At 63.4% G+C, this 15,873-nt stretch carries 14 protein-coding genes; 7 read left to right on the top strand and 7 right to left on the bottom strand.

Annotated features, from left to right (window positions below):
• The first annotated feature begins 308 nt into the window (after positions 1 to 308).
• On the top strand, positions 309 to 1,160 hold the full coding sequence (locus SLW75_RS05585) for a GNAT family N-acetyltransferase (protein WP_410933850.1): 852 nt from the start codon (positions 309 to 311) through the stop codon (positions 1,158 to 1,160).
• Between the two features lie 21 nt (positions 1,161 to 1,181).
• The gene (locus SLW75_RS05580) at positions 1,182 to 1,895 is read left to right on the top strand and encodes a cupin domain-containing protein (protein ID WP_410933849.1); all 714 of its coding nucleotides are present in this window, start codon (positions 1,182 to 1,184) and stop codon (positions 1,893 to 1,895) included.
• A gap of 621 nt (positions 1,896 to 2,516) precedes the next feature.
• Here the strand turns inward: SLW75_RS05580 and SLW75_RS05575 are convergent.
• Complete coding sequence (locus tag SLW75_RS05575) at positions 2,517 to 3,401, bottom strand: LysR family transcriptional regulator (protein ID WP_410933848.1); 885 nt, start codon at positions 3,399 to 3,401, stop codon at positions 2,517 to 2,519.
• Between the two features lie 95 nt (positions 3,402 to 3,496).
• Here SLW75_RS05575 and SLW75_RS05570 point away from each other — a divergent pair, with 95 nt between their 5' ends.
• The 5 genes from SLW75_RS05570 (at position 3,497) to SLW75_RS05550 (ending at position 9,040) form a co-directional block, all read left to right on the top strand.
• Entirely contained in the window at positions 3,497 to 4,633 is a 1,137-nt protein-coding gene (locus SLW75_RS05570) for a DSD1 family PLP-dependent enzyme (RefSeq protein ID WP_410933847.1), read from the top strand.
• Complete coding sequence (locus SLW75_RS05565; RefSeq protein WP_410933846.1) at positions 4,623 to 5,054, top strand: RidA family protein; 432 nt, start codon at positions 4,623 to 4,625, stop codon at positions 5,052 to 5,054. Before SLW75_RS05570 ends, SLW75_RS05565 begins: the two co-directional genes overlap by 11 nt.
• A complete protein-coding gene (locus tag SLW75_RS05560) occupies positions 5,054 to 6,235 on the top strand; it encodes an NAD(P)/FAD-dependent oxidoreductase (protein WP_410933845.1) in 1,182 nt (393 codons plus the stop codon). Before SLW75_RS05565 ends, SLW75_RS05560 begins: the two co-directional genes overlap by 1 nt.
• Complete coding sequence (locus SLW75_RS05555) at positions 6,232 to 7,077, top strand: GNAT family N-acetyltransferase (protein ID WP_410933844.1); 846 nt, start codon at positions 6,232 to 6,234, stop codon at positions 7,075 to 7,077. The genes SLW75_RS05560 and SLW75_RS05555 overlap by 4 nt, the downstream gene beginning before the upstream one ends.
• A gap of 499 nt (positions 7,078 to 7,576) precedes the next feature.
• Positions 7,577 to 9,040 (top strand): aldehyde dehydrogenase family protein, encoded by a 1,464-nt coding sequence (locus SLW75_RS05550; protein WP_410933843.1) that lies wholly within the window; start codon positions 7,577 to 7,579, stop codon positions 9,038 to 9,040.
• Between the two features lie 239 nt (positions 9,041 to 9,279).
• On the opposite strand, the gene pepN is transcribed toward SLW75_RS05550, so the two are convergent.
• The 6 genes from pepN to SLW75_RS05520 are packed head-to-tail and all read right to left on the bottom strand — an operon-like array spanning position 9,280 to position 15,853.
• Positions 9,280 to 11,976, bottom strand: coding sequence for an aminopeptidase N (pepN, locus tag SLW75_RS05545; RefSeq protein ID WP_410933842.1), 2,697 nt, complete (start codon positions 11,974 to 11,976; stop codon positions 9,280 to 9,282).
• Between the two features lie 29 nt (positions 11,977 to 12,005).
• Positions 12,006 to 12,836 carry a DUF2797 domain-containing protein gene (locus SLW75_RS05540; RefSeq protein WP_192135784.1) on the bottom strand — a complete coding sequence of 277 codons (831 nt, stop codon included), beginning with the start codon at positions 12,834 to 12,836 and terminating at the stop codon, positions 12,006 to 12,008.
• On the bottom strand, positions 12,833 to 13,093 hold the full coding sequence (locus tag SLW75_RS05535) for a YeaC family protein (RefSeq protein WP_074888021.1): 261 nt from the start codon (positions 13,091 to 13,093) through the stop codon (positions 12,833 to 12,835). Before SLW75_RS05535 ends, SLW75_RS05540 begins: the two co-directional genes overlap by 4 nt.
• Positions 13,094 to 13,122: 29 nt before the next feature.
• Entirely contained in the window at positions 13,123 to 13,995 is an 873-nt protein-coding gene (locus tag SLW75_RS05530) for a rhomboid family intramembrane serine protease (protein ID WP_410933841.1), read from the bottom strand.
• Entirely contained in the window at positions 13,992 to 14,963 is a 972-nt protein-coding gene (locus SLW75_RS05525) for a metallophosphoesterase (protein WP_192135774.1), read from the bottom strand. The genes SLW75_RS05530 and SLW75_RS05525 overlap by 4 nt, the downstream gene beginning before the upstream one ends.
• Positions 14,963 to 15,853, bottom strand: coding sequence for an NAD(+) kinase (locus SLW75_RS05520; RefSeq protein WP_037011709.1), 891 nt, complete (start codon positions 15,851 to 15,853; stop codon positions 14,963 to 14,965). Before SLW75_RS05520 ends, SLW75_RS05525 begins: the two co-directional genes overlap by 1 nt.
• Between the last annotated feature and the right edge of the window lie 20 nt (positions 15,854 to 15,873).

The following is a 15,873-nucleotide window of genomic DNA, read 5'->3' as shown; positions in this document are numbered from 1 at the left end:
TTTTAGGGGGCTTTTGTGATGAGGAGGCTCAAGGATGCGGGGTTGAAGCGGCAGAAAGTATGGCGTGGGGATCTTGAGTGCACTGATCGTTCCCTCGCTCCGCGTGGGAACGATCATCGGGGCTGAAACGATAAAATCCACCCTTGGCATTTGCTGCCGCCCTCGCCCCGGATTTAAGTACGAAGTAGGGTCGCGTCCCTCGGCGCGGGACGAATCTGCCGAATATCCCGAGCCCTCTTGTCAGCCCTTTAATCAGGTGGGATACAGGGCGCCAGTGCCACTTGAATACTGCATAACGGAGCCTCGCCATGTCCGCCCTGCCACACCCTTCTTATACCTACCGCCCAATGACCGTGGCCGACCTGACCGCCGCCCATGACCTGTCGGTGCAACTGAAATGGCCCCATCGCCTGGACGACTGGGCGATGCTGCACCGGGTCAGCGACGGTTTCGTGGTCATGGATGGCAAACGCCTGATTGGCAGCGCCTTTGTCTGCCCTCAAGGTGATTTCGCCACCATCGGCCTGGTGATCGTCAGCAACGATTATCAGGGTCAGGGCATTGGCCGCCGCTTGATGGAGAGGGCCCTCGCCGCGTGCGAGCCGCGCACGCCGATTCTTAACGCCACAGTCGCCGGCAAGCCGTTGTATGCCAGCCAGGGTTTTGTTGAATTCGGTCGGGTCCAGCAGCATCAGGGCCAGGCGCAGGTGCCGGCGCTTGATGAGCTGGCCGCCGGCGAAATCTGCCGTGCGCTTACTGCTGACGATCACGCCGCCCTGCTCGCCCTCGCCAAAGCCGCCAGCGGCCTGGACCGCCGCGATGTGTTGCGCGACCTGCAAGTGGAGCACGCCGTGGGCATCGAGCGTGACGGTCAGCTGCGCGGTTTCGCGCTGCTGCGGCCATTCGGGCGCGGGCGCTGCATCGGGCCGGTGGTGGCGGAGAACATCAATCAGGCCAGACACTTGATCGCCGTCTTGCTGGCCCAGGTGCCGGACACTTTTGTGCGCATCGACATCCCCGTGGCCTGCGGCCTGAGCGACTGGCTGGAAACGGCGGGCCTGAAGAACGTCGACACCGTGGTGCAGATGGCGCGGGGCACCCCGCCCGAGGCCAGCCAGGGCGTCCAACCTTTTGCGCTGATCACTCAAGCGATCGGCTGACTTTTCTACGGAGCGTTAACCATGTCATCTCCCGGTATTTTGCTGTTGGCGCGCGCTGATGGCAGCGGCGTTTCTACGGCTTTCAACTCGGCGCCATTGGGCGCCCTCGATCCCTTTGCCGAGGCGCGACAGGTGGCGTGGCGTGGCGATGATGGGGTGTCGGCCGGGCTGGTGCGGTTCACCGGCGACGCGTTGATCGAGGACTTTCCGTACAGCGAGACGCTGGTGGTGCATGCGGGGCATGTGGTGTTGAGCAGCGCGGAGCAGACGCTGGAGTTGAGCGTCGGCGCGAGTGCGGTGATTGGCCGTGGCAGTCGGGTGGCGGTGCATGCGAGCAGTGGCAGTGAATGGGCGTTTTGTGCGGTGGATGTGGAGAACGCCCCTGCGCGCCCTGGGTTGACGTTGTTGCCGGCGCATCTGTGGCTGGAGCCGTCTGCGACGCTGGAGCCGCCGATTTTGATCGGGCCTGCGCCGCAGTGTCGGGCGTTGAGTCTGTTCGAGGATGAGGTGACGGCGCTGAAGGTGGGGATTTGGGATTCGACGCCTTATCAGCGCCATGGTCGTGCGCATCGGTTGCATGAGTTGATGCATCTGTTGGAGGGGAGCGTGACGCTGGCCGATGATGAGGGGGGCGAGGTGGCGGTTCATCCGGGGGACACGGTGTTCGTGGTGAAGGGGGCGTTTTGTGCGTGGACGAGTACGGTTTACGTTCGCAAGGTCTATGCGGTGAAGTGAGCTTTTAAGGTCAAGATCAAGGGCGTCTGCCTGGGGGCAGACTGTTTCGCCTTCGGCGAGTTACTTGGAAAAGCACCCCAAGTAACCAAGGGTGCTTGCTCCTGGTTTGGCTCCTCCTGCGTCGGAGTACCCTCACTCCGACGACGCTCCGTGGGCCCGCGCCGAACGGACATCCATGTCCTGACGGCGCTCTCGCCGCATCCATGCGGCTCGGCCCACTCCGCATCGTCTACGTTCAGCCTGCACCCAAGTCGCGATTGGTGTCGTCTGGGCTTTTTGCGTATGAAGATCAAAAGCGCGCTTACGCTTGGTAGGACCGGCTTTAGCCGGGAAGCCTTTGATCTTGATCGTTCCCACGCTCTGCGTGGGAATGCATCCCATGACGCTCCGCGTCACCGCTCTGGCTGAAAGAACGCCCACTCATTGTTGACCGGCTTCAGCCGGGAAGAGGCCAGTCTGGACGCCATCAATTGTGCGGTGTAACGCCTGACGCCTTCCCGGCTGAAGCCGGTCCTACTGCGCGCAGTGTGTTTTGTGTGGGACCGGCTTTAGCCGGGAAGAGGCCAGTCCCAGCGCCGAGGATGTTGCGGCATGACGCCTGATCCCCGATCAAACCGACGCTCACACCTTCAACGCATCTTCCAGAAACGCCACCAACGCTTGCACTCTGGGGCTGCGGAGTTTGCGGGAGGGTACGAGGAGGTTGACGGGGGCGCTGTCGAAGTTCCAGTCGGCGAGGACGCGGACGAGGTTGCCGCTGGCGATGGCGTCGCTGACGTCCCATTGCGAGCGCAGCACCAGGCCCAGGCCTTGTTCGGCCCAGCGGCGGGCGACGCTGCCGTCGTTGGTGAGCAGGGCCGGTTCGACGCGCAGGGTTTTTCGGGCGGGGCCTTTGCGCAGGTGCCAGAGGGTGACGTCTTCGTCGTTTTCACGGATGCAGATGCAGCGATGGGCGCTGAGCTGGTCCGGCGCGGTCGGCTCGCCGTGTTCGTGCAGGTAGGCCGGGCTTGCGCACAGCCAGCGTTCGTTCGGTGAGAGTGGCCGCGCGGTCCAGAGGCTGTCGTTGAGGTGGCCGATGTGGATCACGGCGTCGCTGTCGTGCCGATCCGGCCAAGGGGTTTCGCGCAGGTCGAGGTGCAGGCACAGCTGCGGATGCAGCCGGATAAAGCGCGCCAGCAGCGGTGCCAGTCGCTGTCGTCCGAAACCGAAGGGCGCCGCCAGCCGCAGCGTGCCCACCAGTCTCTCGTCCTTTTGCCGGAAGGATTCCGGGAGCGCTTCCAGCTGTTCCAGCAACAGCGCGCTTTCCTGGGAGAAGCGTTCGCCATCGGCGGTCAGGCTCAGGCGGCGGGCGTCGCGGTTGGCCAGGGTCAGGCCCAGCAGGGTCTCCAGTTTCCGCAGGCGCATGGACAGCGCCGGCGGCGAAACATTGAGCGCTCTGGCTGCCGCACTCAGGGATTCGGCGCGGCTCAATGCGACCGCCAGGCGCAAGTCTTCGATGGAGATCATTCACTTATACTTAATGATTGATGAGACTGGATTGAACCACACCTTAACGACAGCTGAGTAGAGTCCACCCTGTCCCTCGCCACCCGAGTTCCGTCATGTCTACGCCGATTGCCTCTCTCGACACGCCCGCCGCGCTGGTAGACGTCCCGCGCATGCAGCGCAACATCCAGCGCATGCAGCAACGCATGGACAGCCTCGGCGTGCGTTTGCGTCCCCACGTCAAGACCAGTAAATGCCTGCCGGTGATTCAGGCGCAGATGGCGGCCGGTGCGAGGGGCGTGACGGTGTCCACGCTGAAAGAAGCCGAACACTGTTTTAACCAAGGCATAAACGACGTGTTGTATGGGGTCGCCATCGCCCCCGGCAAATTGGTTCAGGCACTGGCGTTGCGGCGCGCCGGCTGCAACCTGAGTGTGCTGACCGACAGCGTTCAGGGCGCCCATGCCATCGTCGCCTTCGCGAGCGAGCACGACGAACGTTTCCCTGTCTGGATTGAGGTTGACTGCGACGGCCATCGCTCGGGCCTCGCCGCCGAAGACCCGGCACTCATCGATGTGGCGCGCATCCTCACCGACGGCGGTCTGCCACTGCGCGGCGTGATGACCCACGCCGGTTCCAGCTACGAACTCGACAACCCCGAAGCCCTGCAGGCCCTCGCCGAGCAGGAGCGCGCCCTCTGCGTTCGCGCCGCTCAACGCATTCGTGAAGCCGGGATCGACTGCCCGGACGTCAGCATCGGCTCCACGCCCACCGCGCTGTCAGCTCTGCGCTTGGACGGCGTGACCGAGGTGCGTGCCGGCGTGTATGTGTTCTTCGATCTGGTCATGCACAACATCGGCGTCTGCCAGGCCGACGAGTTGGCCCTGAGCGTGCTGACCACGGTGATCGGCCATCAGCAGGACAAGGGCTGGATCATCACCGACGCCGGCTGGATGGCCATGAGTCGTGATCGCGGCACCCAGCGTCAGCGCCACGATTTCGGTTACGGCCAGGTGTGCACCGAAACGGGCGAATGGATCGATGGGGCGTTGGTTACCGGCGCCAATCAGGAGCACGGGATTATCACCCTGGGCGACGCCAGCCATGCCGACCTGGCCGCCCGCTTCCCCATCGGCCGCCGTCTGCGCATTCTGCCCAACCACGCCTGCGCCACCGGCGCGCAGTTTCCGGACTATCACGCCCTCGACGCGGACGGCGCGGTGCACACCTGGGGTCGTCTGCATGGCTGGTGATCTCGACATTATTCACACGCCCGACGCAGCAGCGCCGGGCGGGCACTATTCCCAGGCCGTGGCCTACGGCGGCGTGGTCTACGTGTCCGGGCAGTTGCCGGTGCGCGCCAATGGCGAGCACAGCGCGGACCAACCGTTCGAGGTGCAGGCCTTGATTGCCCTCGACAACCTGGTCGCGATCCTCCGGGAAGCGGGCGTGGGCCCAAACGATTTGCTGAAAGTCACGGTCTACGTGGTGGGCATTGAACACTGGCCGGCCTTTGACCGACTCTACGCGCAGTACCTGGGTGAGCATCGGCCCGCCCGCGCCGTGGTGCCGGTCCCGGTCTTGCATCACGGTTACCTGATCGAAATCGACGCCGTGGCGCGCAACCTGCAACCCCGTGGCCTGCAACCCCATAACCTGCGAGAGGACCCTTAATGAACCCGCAAAAAAGCGATGTGCTGGTGATCGGCGGCGGCGTCATGGGCGCCTCGTCGACGTTTTTCCTGCAGCGGCGCGGCCGCTCGGTGACGCTGCTGGAGCGCGACCAAATCGGTCAGTACGCCAGCGGCGTGAACTTCGGCAATGTGCGGCGGCAAGGGCGCTATCTGGGCCAGCTCGAACTGGCGAACCGGTCGTGGGGTTTGTGGAAACGCTTGCCGGAGCTGATCGACGATGACCTGGAGTTCATCCCCAGTGGGCACATGCGTGTGTGTTACCGCGAGGATGAAATTGCCGAGCTGGAGGCCTACGCCGCCGCGCCGGAAGCCGAGCAACTGGACCTGAAAATCTATCGCGGCGCCGAGTTGCACACGCGATTTCCTTTTCTTGGCGCAGAGGTCAAGGGCGGCTCTTACGCGCCTCACGACGGTCACGCCAACCCGCGTCTGGCGGCACCGGCCTTTGCCCGCGCAGCCCGTCGGCTTGGCGCACGCATCGAAGAACGCACCGAAGTCGCCGACGTGCAAAAGGTCGGCGGACAGTTCCACGTCACCACCACCGACGGGCAATTGTTCGTCGCCGAGCAGCTGTTGATCACCGCCGGCGCGTGGGCGACCAAGCTGTCTCAACAGTTCGACGAACCCGTGCCCCTGGAGCCGAACGGCCCGCAGATGTCGGTGACGGAGCCTGTGCCCTACGCGTTGCCGACGGTGATCGGCGTGTTCACCAAGATCAAGGAAGAGGTGATCTACTTCCGGCAGATTCCCCGCGGCAACATCATCATCGGTGGCGGCGCCCGCTGCGCGCCGGACATGGTCAACCGTCGGGCATTTTTCAAGCCTGAAAGCCTGATCAATCAGATGCGCCAGATGAAGCGGCTGGTGCCCGGCGCCGAGAAACTCAACATCATCCGCACCTGGAGCGGCATCGAAAGCTACACGCCGGACTCGCTGCCGGTGATGGGCCCCAGCGGCATGGTGGACGGGCTGTTTTACGCCTTCGGCTTCTGCGGCCATGGCTTTCAGCTCGGCCCCGGGGTCGGCGACGTGATGGCCGAACTGATCAGCACCGGCAGCACCAGCACGTCCATCAGCCCCTTCGACATCCGCCGGTTTACCCAACCATCGCTGGTGCCGCAACTGGCAACAAGCCTTCTCAGCACAGGAAAACTCATATGAGCCACCCTTACGTTTATCGCACAGCTACGGCGGCCGACATGCCGGCTGCCCACGCGCTTTCGGTGCATTTGAAGTGGCCCCATCGCGAGGAAGACTGGGCGATGGTGCAGCGCACGTCCGAGGGTTTTGTCGCTGAACACGAGGGTCAGTTGGTGGGCGTGGCGTTCGCTTGCCATCAGGGGGCTTATTCTTCCATCGGGTTGGTGATCGTCAGTGATCAGCACCAGAGCAAAGGCATTGGCCGGCAGTTGATGAACCTGTGCCTGCACGCCGCCGCGCCGCGCACGCCGATCCTCAACGCGACTGAATCAGGGGCGCCGCTGTACGTGAGCATGGGCTTCGTCGAATACGCGCGCATTCAGCAACATCAAGGCGTGCCGCACATGCCGCCGGTTCTGGCTGCGACGGGAGACGCGTTGTGTCGTGAAGTGACCGAGGCCGAGTACCCGCAGGTGATCGAACTGGCCAATGCAGGCAGCGGGCTGGACCGCACGGCGGTGCTCAACGATCTGCTGCCGATGGCGGAGTGCGTGGTGGGCGTTGAGGTGCAAGGGCAACTGAAGGGATGCGCCCTGCTCCGCCAGTTTGGTCGCGGGCATCTCATTGGGCCGGTGGTCGCGCAGGATCTGGCGCAGGCAAAACAGATGATCACGCACCTGCTGGGCCTGATCCCCGGCGCGTTTGTGCGCTTCGACATTTTGGCTGATTGCGGGCTGGTGGACTGGCTGGAGGGGATGGGACTGCCGTGCGTCGATCGCGCGCCCCGCATGGTGCTGGGTGAGCCGCCGGAGTCACGGGATGGCATTGCCCAGTTTGCGATGGTGACCCAGGCGATTGGGTGAACGTTGCCAGGCATGCCGCGATGTGTAGGACCGGCTTCAGCCGGGAAAACGTCAGGCGGCACGCCGCAAAATTGAGGGTGCTCATACCGGCCTCTTCCCGGCTAAAGCCAGTCCTACAAAAACAGACCGCATGCATCCCGCCAATCAGGCGGCGTACGCAATCCCCTGTAGGACCGGCTTCAGCCGGGAAAGCGTCAGGCGCCACACCGCGAAATTGTGGGTGCTCATGCGGGCCTCTTCCCGGCTGAAGCCGGTCCTACAAAAACATATCGCGTGCATTCAGGGTATCCGGCATGACCTCGACTGTAGGACTGGCTTTAGCCGGGAAGACGTCAGGTGTCACACCGCAAAACGGATGGCGTGGACCCCGGCGGATTCAGCAGATTCTCCCTTGCAGACCGCAACAACGGCATCTTTTGCCTGGGCCGGTTTGTTAGCGTATCGAGACGTCAGGACTCGCTGTTCGCAGCCCTTATCACCGCTCCAGGGAGCTAGCTGGATGACCTCACACTCTTCAAATACCCACGGCATCGAGCTGCAAAACGCCGGAGCTTTCTACATCAACGGCGAGTGGATATCCCCCAAGGTCCCCGCCAGCTTGCCGGTGGTCAATCCCGCCACCGAAGAAGTGGTAGCCGAGGTCGCGCGGGGGTCGGCGGAGGACGTTGATCGGGCCGTCGCAGCAGCGCGCGCTGCCTTCCCTGGCTGGTCGGTAACGCCGGTCGTAGAACGCGCAGCGATCCTGAGCAAAATCCACGCATTGATCCTTGAGCGCAAAGAGCCCCTCGCCCAGGCCCTGTCGCTGGAAATGGGCGCGGCCATCAGTTTCTCCCGCGCCATGCAGGTGCCACTGGCCGCCGAACACGTGCGGGTCGCTCGCGATCTGCTGTCCACCTACCGCTTCCAAACCGTCGAAGGCACCACAGCCATCGAGCGCGAGGCCATCGGCGTCTGCGGCCTGATCACCCCGTGGAACTGGCCGCTGTACCAGATCACCGCCAAAGTCGCGCCGGCCCTCGCCGCCGGCTGCACCGTGGTCCTGAAACCCAGCGAGCTGTCGCCGTTGAGCGCCCTGCTGTTCGCCCAACTGGTCCACGACGCCGGCCTGCCGCCCGGGGTGTTCAATCTGGTCAACGGCAGCGGCGCGGACGTCGGTGCCGCCATCGCGGCCCACACCGACATCGACATGATTTCCATCACCGGCTCGAACCGTGCCGGAGCCCTCGTCGCACAAGCGGCGGCGGTCACGGTGAAGCGCGTGACCCAGGAACTGGGCGGCAAGTCGCCGAACGTCATGCTGCCTGACGCCGACTTTGCCAAAGTCGTGCCCTTGGGGGTGATGTCGGCCTTGCGCAACGTCGGCCAGTCGTGCAGCGCGCCGACCCGCATGATCGTGCCCCGCGCCCGCCTCGCCGAAGTCGAAGCGCTGGCCGCCGCCACCGCCAACGCGTTGATCGTCGGCGACCCGCAATCCCCCGACACCCAGCTCGGCCCGATTGCCAACGAAGCCCAGTTCAGCCGCGTCCAGGCGATGATTGAAGCCGGTATCAGTGAAGGCGCGAAACTGCTGTGCGGCGGGCTCGGCCGCGTGCCGGGGTTTGAAAAAGGCTATTACACACGGCCAACGGTGTTCTCCGAAGTCGGCTCAGCGATGCGCATCGCCCAGGAGGAAATCTTCGGACCGGTGCTGTGCATCCTGGCCTATGACTCCATCGACGAAGCCGTGGCCATCGCCAACGACACGGTCTATGGCCTGGGCGCCCACGTGCAGGCCCAGGACCTGGAACTGGGCCGCGCCGTCGCCTCGCGCATTCGCGCCGGGCAAGTCCACCTGAACCACCCGGCGTGGAATCCCATGGCGCCCTTCGGCGGCTACAAACGCTCGGGCAATGGCCGGGAATACGGCGTGATGGGGTTTGAGGAGTACCTGGAGACCAAGGCAATTATCGGTTTCAACGCCTGATCGCCGGCTCGCCGGAATCATTGGACATCTCGACGTGTGGGACTGGCTTCAGCCGGGAAGGCGTCATTCGTCACACCGCAAAATGGATGGCGGACAAACCGGCCTCTTCCCGGCTAAAGCCAGTCCTAGCAAGGTGTCGCGTACAAGACAGCATCCGCAGCCGCTGAAACCATAAATCAGCATCCACAAAAAAAGGGCTGTCCGCGCAAACGGACAGCCCTTTTCAACAACCGCCCGATTTACGCCAGGCTTTTGCTCACCACTTCATACACGTCCGGCGACAGCGGGCCGGAGGCGAGGATGCGCTCCAGTTCCGCTTTCATCAGCGCTTGGCGCGCGCTGTCGTACTTGCGCCAGCGGGTCAGTGGCTCCAGTTGACGGGAGGCGATCTGCGGGTTGAAGCCGTTCAGCTCGATAACCAGATCGGCCAGGAAGCGATAGCCCGAACCGTCCGCCGCGTGGAAGTTGATCAGGTTCTGCCCGGCAAAGGCGCCGATCAGGGCACGCACCTTGTTCGGGTTCTTCATGGTGAACGCCGGGTGCTGCATCAGCGCTTTCACACGCTCCAGCCCGCCCGGCAAGGTGCTGCCGGCCTGCACGCTGAACCACTGATCCATGACCAGCGCGTTGTCCTTGAAGTTCTCGGCAAACACTTCCAGCGCCTTGGCCTTCTCGGCCTCGAACGGCGAGTTCACCAGCACGGCCAGCGCGGTCAGGCGCTCGGTCATGTTGTCGGCGGTGTCGAACTGATCGATGGCGGCGGCCAGGACTTCCGGCTTGCCGGTCTGCATCAGGTACGACAGCGCGATGTTCTGCAGCGCACGGCGAGCGAAGTGCTCGGACGCGGCCACGTACGGCGTCTGCTTCGACAGCTCGCGATTGGTCTGATAACGCTGCCACAGCGCGTCGCTTAGGCTGTCGGCCAATTGCTGGCGGGCAAACTCCCGCGCGGCGTGGATGGCATCGACGTCAGCCACTTCGCTGATCTCGATCAGATACGCCTCGCCCGGCAGCGAGAGCATTTCAGCGACCATGGCCTGATCCAGACTCTCGTCCGTCAGCACTGTGTGCAGCGCGGTGATCAGACGCTGATCCATGACCAGCGATTCGCCTTTCTGGTGCTGGCCGATCAGGTCCTGCAGCACTTGCACGGACAGTTGCTGACCGGCATCCCAACGGTTGAAGCCATCGCTGTCGTGCTGCATCAGGAACATCAACTGATCGCGGTTGTACGGGAAGCTCAGTTTCACCGGCGCCGAGAACCCGCGCAGCAGCGACGGCAGCGGCTGTTCGTCGATGTCGATGAAGGTGAAGGTCTGCTCGGCTTCAGTCACCGAGAGCACGCGGGAGGTGTTCACCGCCGGTGCCTCGCCGTGCAGGCGCAGAGGGAGTTCCTGACCCTGGGCGTCCAGCAGACCCATGGCAACCGGAATCACGAACGGCAGCTTCTGATCGCCCGGCTGGCCCGGCGTGGTCGGCGCGCTCTGACGGAAGGTCAGGCTGTAGGTCTTCGCGGCAGCGTCATAAGACTCGCTGACCACAAGGCGCGGCGTGCCGGCCTGGGAGTACCAGCGCTTGAACTGCGTGAAGTCGACACCGTTGGCGTCTTCCATGGCCTTGACGAAGTCGTCGCAGGTCACGGCTTGGCCGTCATGGCGCTCGAAGAACAGGTCGCTGCCCTTGCGGAATCCTTCCACGCCCAACAGCGTGTGGATCATGCCGACCACTTCCGCGCCCTTCTCGTACACGGTCAGGGTGTAGAAGTTGGAAATCTCGATGAAGCTGTCCGGGCGCACGGCGTGGGCCATGGGGCCGGCGTCTTCGGCGAACTGGTGGGTGCGCAGGTAGGCGACGTCCTGGATGCGCTTGACCGTGGCCGAGTTCATGTCGGCGGAGAAGCCGGAATCCCGGAACACCGTGAAGCCTTCCTTCAACGACAGCTGGAACCAGTCGCGGCAGGTGACGCGGTTGCCGGTCCAGTTGTGGAAGTATTCGTGGGCGACGATGGCTTCGACGCGCTGGTGGGCGGCGTCGGTCGCAGTTTCGGCGCGGGCCAGCACGGCGCTGGAGTTGAAGATGTTGAGGCCCTTGTTCTCCATGGCGCCCATGTTGAAGTCGTTGACGGCGACGATCATGAAGATGTCCAGATCGTATTCGCGGCCGTAGACCTCTTCGTCCCAGCGCATGGACTTCTTCAGGCTGTCCATGGCGTGCTGGCATTTGTCGACGTTTTCCGGCTCGACGAAGATGCGCAGCGTGACCTTGCGCTGGCTCATGGTGATGAAGGTGTCTTCGATGCACCACAAGTCACCGGCCACCAGCGCGAACAGGTAGGCCGGCTTCTTGAACGGGTCTTCCCACGTTGCCCAGTGACGCTGGGTGTCGTCGGAAGGGCCGGCGGCGATCAAATTGCCGTTGGACAGCAGGATCGGGAAGGCCTGCTTGTTGGCGCTGACGGTCGTGGTGAACGTGCTCATCACGTCCGGGCGGTCGAGGTAATAGGTGATCTTGCGGAAGCCCTCGGCCTCGCACTGGGTGCAGAACATGCCGCTGGATTTGTACAGGCCTTCCAGCGCGGTGTTGGTTTCCGGGTGGATCTTCACGGTAGTGTCGAGGGTGAAGGTCTCGGACGTCGGCTGCACGGTCAGGCTGTCGGAGGTCAGCTGGTAGCCGTTCTGTGCAAGGTCGCCCTCGGACAGGTCGACATCCGCCAGCTTCACCGACAGCAGCTCAAGCTGCTGGCCGTCGAGTTCCAGCGGTGGCAATGCCGCGCCTTGAGCGAGCGCGGCGCGGTCCGGGTTGCGGCGCATCACCAACTGCGCGTGGACCAGCGAGTGGTCGTCGAACAATTCGAACGTCAGGTGGGTCTCGTCAATGAGGTACTCAGGCGCCTGATAATCCTTCAGGTAAATCATTTTCGGCTGGTCTGTGCGCATGCTGTTGTCCCTTCTTCTGCTAATACGGGCTACTGATGCACGGCGAGTTGATACGCCGTGTATTTGCGAATATTGATCACGCCGGTGTCGAAGATCAGGTACTGCCCTTTGACGCCCAACAGGGTGCCTTCGGCGACCGGATTCTTGTCCAGGTTGAAGCTGACGATCTTGGTCGGATAGGCCTCTACCGGGTATCGGATCTCGATGGGCTCGACATCGTTCATCACCTGAATGGCCTGCAGGCCAAAGCGCATCTGCAGCGCGACCAGGCCTTCGGCGCAGGACTCGAACAGTTGCTGACGAATCGCCGCCAGATCAACCGCCGGTGCGTCGCCCTTGAGCAGCGCGCGCCAGTTGGTGCGGTCTGCCACCTGGCTGCGGAACAGGTCTTCCACAAAGCCGGACTGCTGCCGGGTGGCGCAACGCACGATCGGCAACGCCTGGCTGGCGCCCTGGTCCAGCCAGCGCGTTGGCAGCTGGGTGGCGCGGGTGATGCCGACTTTGACGCCCGACGAGTTGGCCAGATAGACCACGTGATCGGTCATGCAGAACTGCTCGCCCCAGGCCGGATCGCGGCAGGTGCCATGCTCGTGATGGCAGCGCTCCGGGCTCATGATGCACAGGTCGCACTGCGCCAGCTTGAGCATGCACGGGTAGCAATAACCCTGGCTGTAGCTGGTTTTGGTGCGCTTGCCGCAATGGCTGCAATGAATCGCACCCAGAAACTCCAGGCGCACGGTCTTGCCGATCAGCGGGTTGACCGGGATCTGTGAATCACCCAGCCGGAACGCATATTCCACCCGCGAAGCCTCAAGCCGCGCGGACATTTTGTTGACGGAGCCTCTGCCGATTTCAATCAATGAATGGAGTCCGATTTGAACAGGATATTGGGCACCGGCGCCGACTTCGACGCACACTCTTGCGGGCCCATGTAGCCGATGCGCTGGTCCTCGGGGACGTTGCGCACTTCCCAAGCAATCAACGCCTGCAGCGACAGCTCACGTTGTTCCTGGGTCAGCTTGCGGCCGTCGGACCATTTGCCGATTTCCACCGCCAGCTTCAGGCTTTCGTAGACGTCCGGGGTGATGTTTTCGATCATTTCGACAAAAGAGGACATTGGGTTCTCCCAGAATTAAGCGGGCGATTTTAATGTTTGCGGCGGGCCAGTGCACCGCCCACAAGACCTGTAGCACAACCGATGATCAGGCCGCCGACGTGGGCGCCGTTGGCGATTTCGCCAAACCCGAGCACTCCGACGACGCCGGACAGGCACACCACCAGCCAGATCAGCATCATCCCCAGAACACCGCGTGGTAAACGATACATGGGGTTGGGGGCGAGCAATTGAAAGATCCAGCAGTGACCGAGCAGGCCATACAGTACGCCGGACAGGCCGCCGAACAGGCTCGGGCCGCTCCAGAAATACTGGCCGTAGTTGGAAAACGCGCTGAACGCCAGGGTCAGGCCAAGCAACTGCCAACTGCCCTGGCGCATTTCGATGCGTCGGCCCAGCTCCCAGAACCACAGCGCGTTCATCACCAGGTGCAGCACACCGAAGTGAATCAGCATTGGCGTGACGACGCGCCACCACTGCCCCGCTGCCAGGGACGTTTCCACCGGCAGAAAGCTGATGTACTCGCCGTTGACGCGGAAGTCGTTGAAGGTCAGTGAGCTCAGGGCCTCGAAGTTATCGCCGAGCAAGGTCACGCCGGCGACGATCAGGCACAGCAGCAAGATCACGCTGGTGACCGGGCTGTTGCGCACCTGGACCAGCGGACTCGGCCGGCTCACGGCCACCACCTCGCGTCCCGGCGGCAACTGCGCGGTCGGGTCGCCTTCAGGGTATTGCTGATACAACTGACGGACGTCATCGGCCAGTTGCGGTGCGTCGGGGACCCACAGCACTTGCTCGCCGGCCTCCTCGCTGACCCGATGGGGCACGTTGAGGCGCCGCAGCAACTCGACGAAACCACTCAGGTCGGTTTGGAGGGGCAAACGCAATACAGCAACCGGACTCATTGACCCATCTCCGGTCGGGTGACGTCGACCCAGACGAACTTGTCCGGGTCGATCTGGGTTTCCTGATCCAGCCGGTACGCAACCAGCTTGCCATAGAGCACGGCGCTGTAGTCGAGGCAGGCCAGATTGGGGCGGATCGGGGCGGGAATGCCGCTGCGCCAGTAGTGGCCGACGAACAACAGCGGTTCATCGGCGCCGTACCGCAGCAGCGCGTTTTTCTCGCTGGGGGACAGCGGCCGCCGCGCCACAGGCTCGGGCAGCGCGTCAGGCTGAAACACCACGTCGCCGTAGGTCTGCGGGTCGTCTTCCCAGAACTTGGTGCGGAACGAGCCGCGGGTCAGGCCGTCGCCCCCGGTCAGGGTCATGCCGTGGGGCAGGCGCATGTCGGTGCCGCGCAGCAGGCGATCAAACACCGCGCAGGCAAAACTGCCCGGCTCCGCCGACGCCTGCACAAAGGCCTGGTCGATGCGACCGTCGCCGTGAACGCTGCGCAACGGCTCGATCAGGCTGGCATCCCAGCAAGCGTGGACCACGCGGAAGCGCTCGGCGTCGATGAACAGCGGCAATTGGTAAAACCATTTGAGGAAGTCGTTCCAGTCACCGGGATGCTGCTCGAACTGCGCCAGGGTTTCGCCCAGCAGACGGGCATGGCGCGGCGTGTGCTCGCGCACCCATTCATGGCCGCTCTCAGGCGGTGCCGGCGTGCTCCAGCCCAGCGCGTTGAATTCATGGTTGCCCATGATGCAGAACGCCTGGCCGGCTTCGACCATGTCACGAACGATGTGCAGCGCTTCGCGAATGCGAGGGCCGCGGTCGATGATGTCGCCGAGGAACACGGCGATGCGTTCAGGGTGGCGCCACACGCCGGCCTGAAAGCGGTAACCAAGGGTGTCGAGCAAGTGCTCAAGGGTCTGGGCACAACCATGCACGTCACCGATCAGATCGTAGCCACGCGCGGGATCGAGCATCAGTCGCTCCCGCCGCCAAGCCGACTGCCCCAACCGAGTTTGGTCCGGCAGACTTCGTAGTAGTTGTGGTCGAGGGGGTGAATGAGTCGCAGCTTCTGCGGCTTCTTTTTCACGGTCACGGTGTCACCCGGCGCGCAGGTGAAGTGGTTCTGGCCATCGCAGGAAACCTGTGGGTAGATCGTCATGTCCTTTGAGACAACGATTTTCAGCTCACTGTTTCCGTCGACGACAATCGGCCGGCCGGACAGCGTGTGCGGGTACATCGGCACGATGACAATGGCGTCGAGTTTGGGGTGCATGATCGGGCCGCCCGCCGACAGCGCGTAGGCCGTGGAGCCGGTGGGCGTGGCGACGATCAGGCCGTCGGCCTTCTGGCTGCAGACGAACTGGCCGTCGATGTAGATTTCGAACTCGATCATCCGCGTGGACTTGCCGGGGTGCAGCACGACATCGTTAAGGGCGTCGCCCTGCCCGATCGCTTCACCGTGACGGCGCACTTCGGCCTGCAACAGGAAGCGGTTTTCCACCAAATAGTGGCCGTCGAGCACTTCCGCGACTTTGACTTCCAGCTCGTCGGGGCGGATATCGGTCAGGAAGCCCAGGCTGCCGCGGTTGATGCCCAGCACCGGCACGTTGTGCTTGGCCAGCGCACGGGCGGCGCCGAGCAGGCTGCCGTCGCCGCCGACGACGATGACCATGTCGCAGACTTCACCGAGCATCTTGCGCGAAGAGGTCTGCAAACCATGCCCCGGCAGGACCTCGGCGATGGCGTCTTCGAGGATCACATGCAGGTGCCGCGATATCAGAAATTTCTTGAGTCGGCGAACGGTCTCCACCACCTGGGTACTGCCCAGGCGACCAATGATGCCGATATTTCGAAATTGCTCCATGGGGCTCCCGCAGGCTTGAT

The organism is Pseudomonas sp. W5-01 (genome assembly GCF_046540435.1).
Taxonomy (GTDB): Bacteria; Pseudomonadota; Gammaproteobacteria; order Pseudomonadales; family Pseudomonadaceae; genus Aquipseudomonas; species Aquipseudomonas graminis_B.
Note: the sequence above shows the minus strand (reverse complement) of the source record. Positions and strands in the feature narration are given on the sequence as shown.

Coding starts and splice junctions, on each gene's coding strand:
- SLW75_RS05560 (WP_410933845.1), top strand. CDS start 5,054: ATGAACCCGCAAAAAAGCGATGTGCTGGTGATCGGCGGCGGCGTCATG.
- SLW75_RS05530 (WP_410933841.1), bottom strand. CDS start 13,995: ATGAGTCCGGTTGCTGTATTGCGTTTGCCCCTCCAAACCGACCTGAGT.
- SLW75_RS05570 (WP_410933847.1), top strand. CDS start 3,497: ATGTCTACGCCGATTGCCTCTCTCGACACGCCCGCCGCGCTGGTAGAC.
- pepN (WP_410933842.1), bottom strand. CDS start 11,976: ATGCGCACAGACCAGCCGAAAATGATTTACCTGAAGGATTATCAGGCG.
- SLW75_RS05580 (WP_410933849.1), top strand. CDS start 1,182: ATGTCATCTCCCGGTATTTTGCTGTTGGCGCGCGCTGATGGCAGCGGC.
- SLW75_RS05565 (WP_410933846.1), top strand. CDS start 4,623: ATGGCTGGTGATCTCGACATTATTCACACGCCCGACGCAGCAGCGCCG.
- SLW75_RS05520 (WP_037011709.1), bottom strand. CDS start 15,853: ATGGAGCAATTTCGAAATATCGGCATCATTGGTCGCCTGGGCAGTACC.
- SLW75_RS05555 (WP_410933844.1), top strand. CDS start 6,232: ATGAGCCACCCTTACGTTTATCGCACAGCTACGGCGGCCGACATGCCG.
- SLW75_RS05575 (WP_410933848.1), bottom strand. CDS start 3,401: ATGATCTCCATCGAAGACTTGCGCCTGGCGGTCGCATTGAGCCGCGCC.
- SLW75_RS05525 (WP_192135774.1), bottom strand. CDS start 14,963: ATGCTCGATCCCGCGCGTGGCTACGATCTGATCGGTGACGTGCATGGT.
- SLW75_RS05535 (WP_074888021.1), bottom strand. CDS start 13,093: ATGTCCTCTTTTGTCGAAATGATCGAAAACATCACCCCGGACGTCTAC.
- SLW75_RS05585 (WP_410933850.1), top strand. CDS start 309: ATGTCCGCCCTGCCACACCCTTCTTATACCTACCGCCCAATGACCGTG.
- SLW75_RS05550 (WP_410933843.1), top strand. CDS start 7,577: ATGACCTCACACTCTTCAAATACCCACGGCATCGAGCTGCAAAACGCC.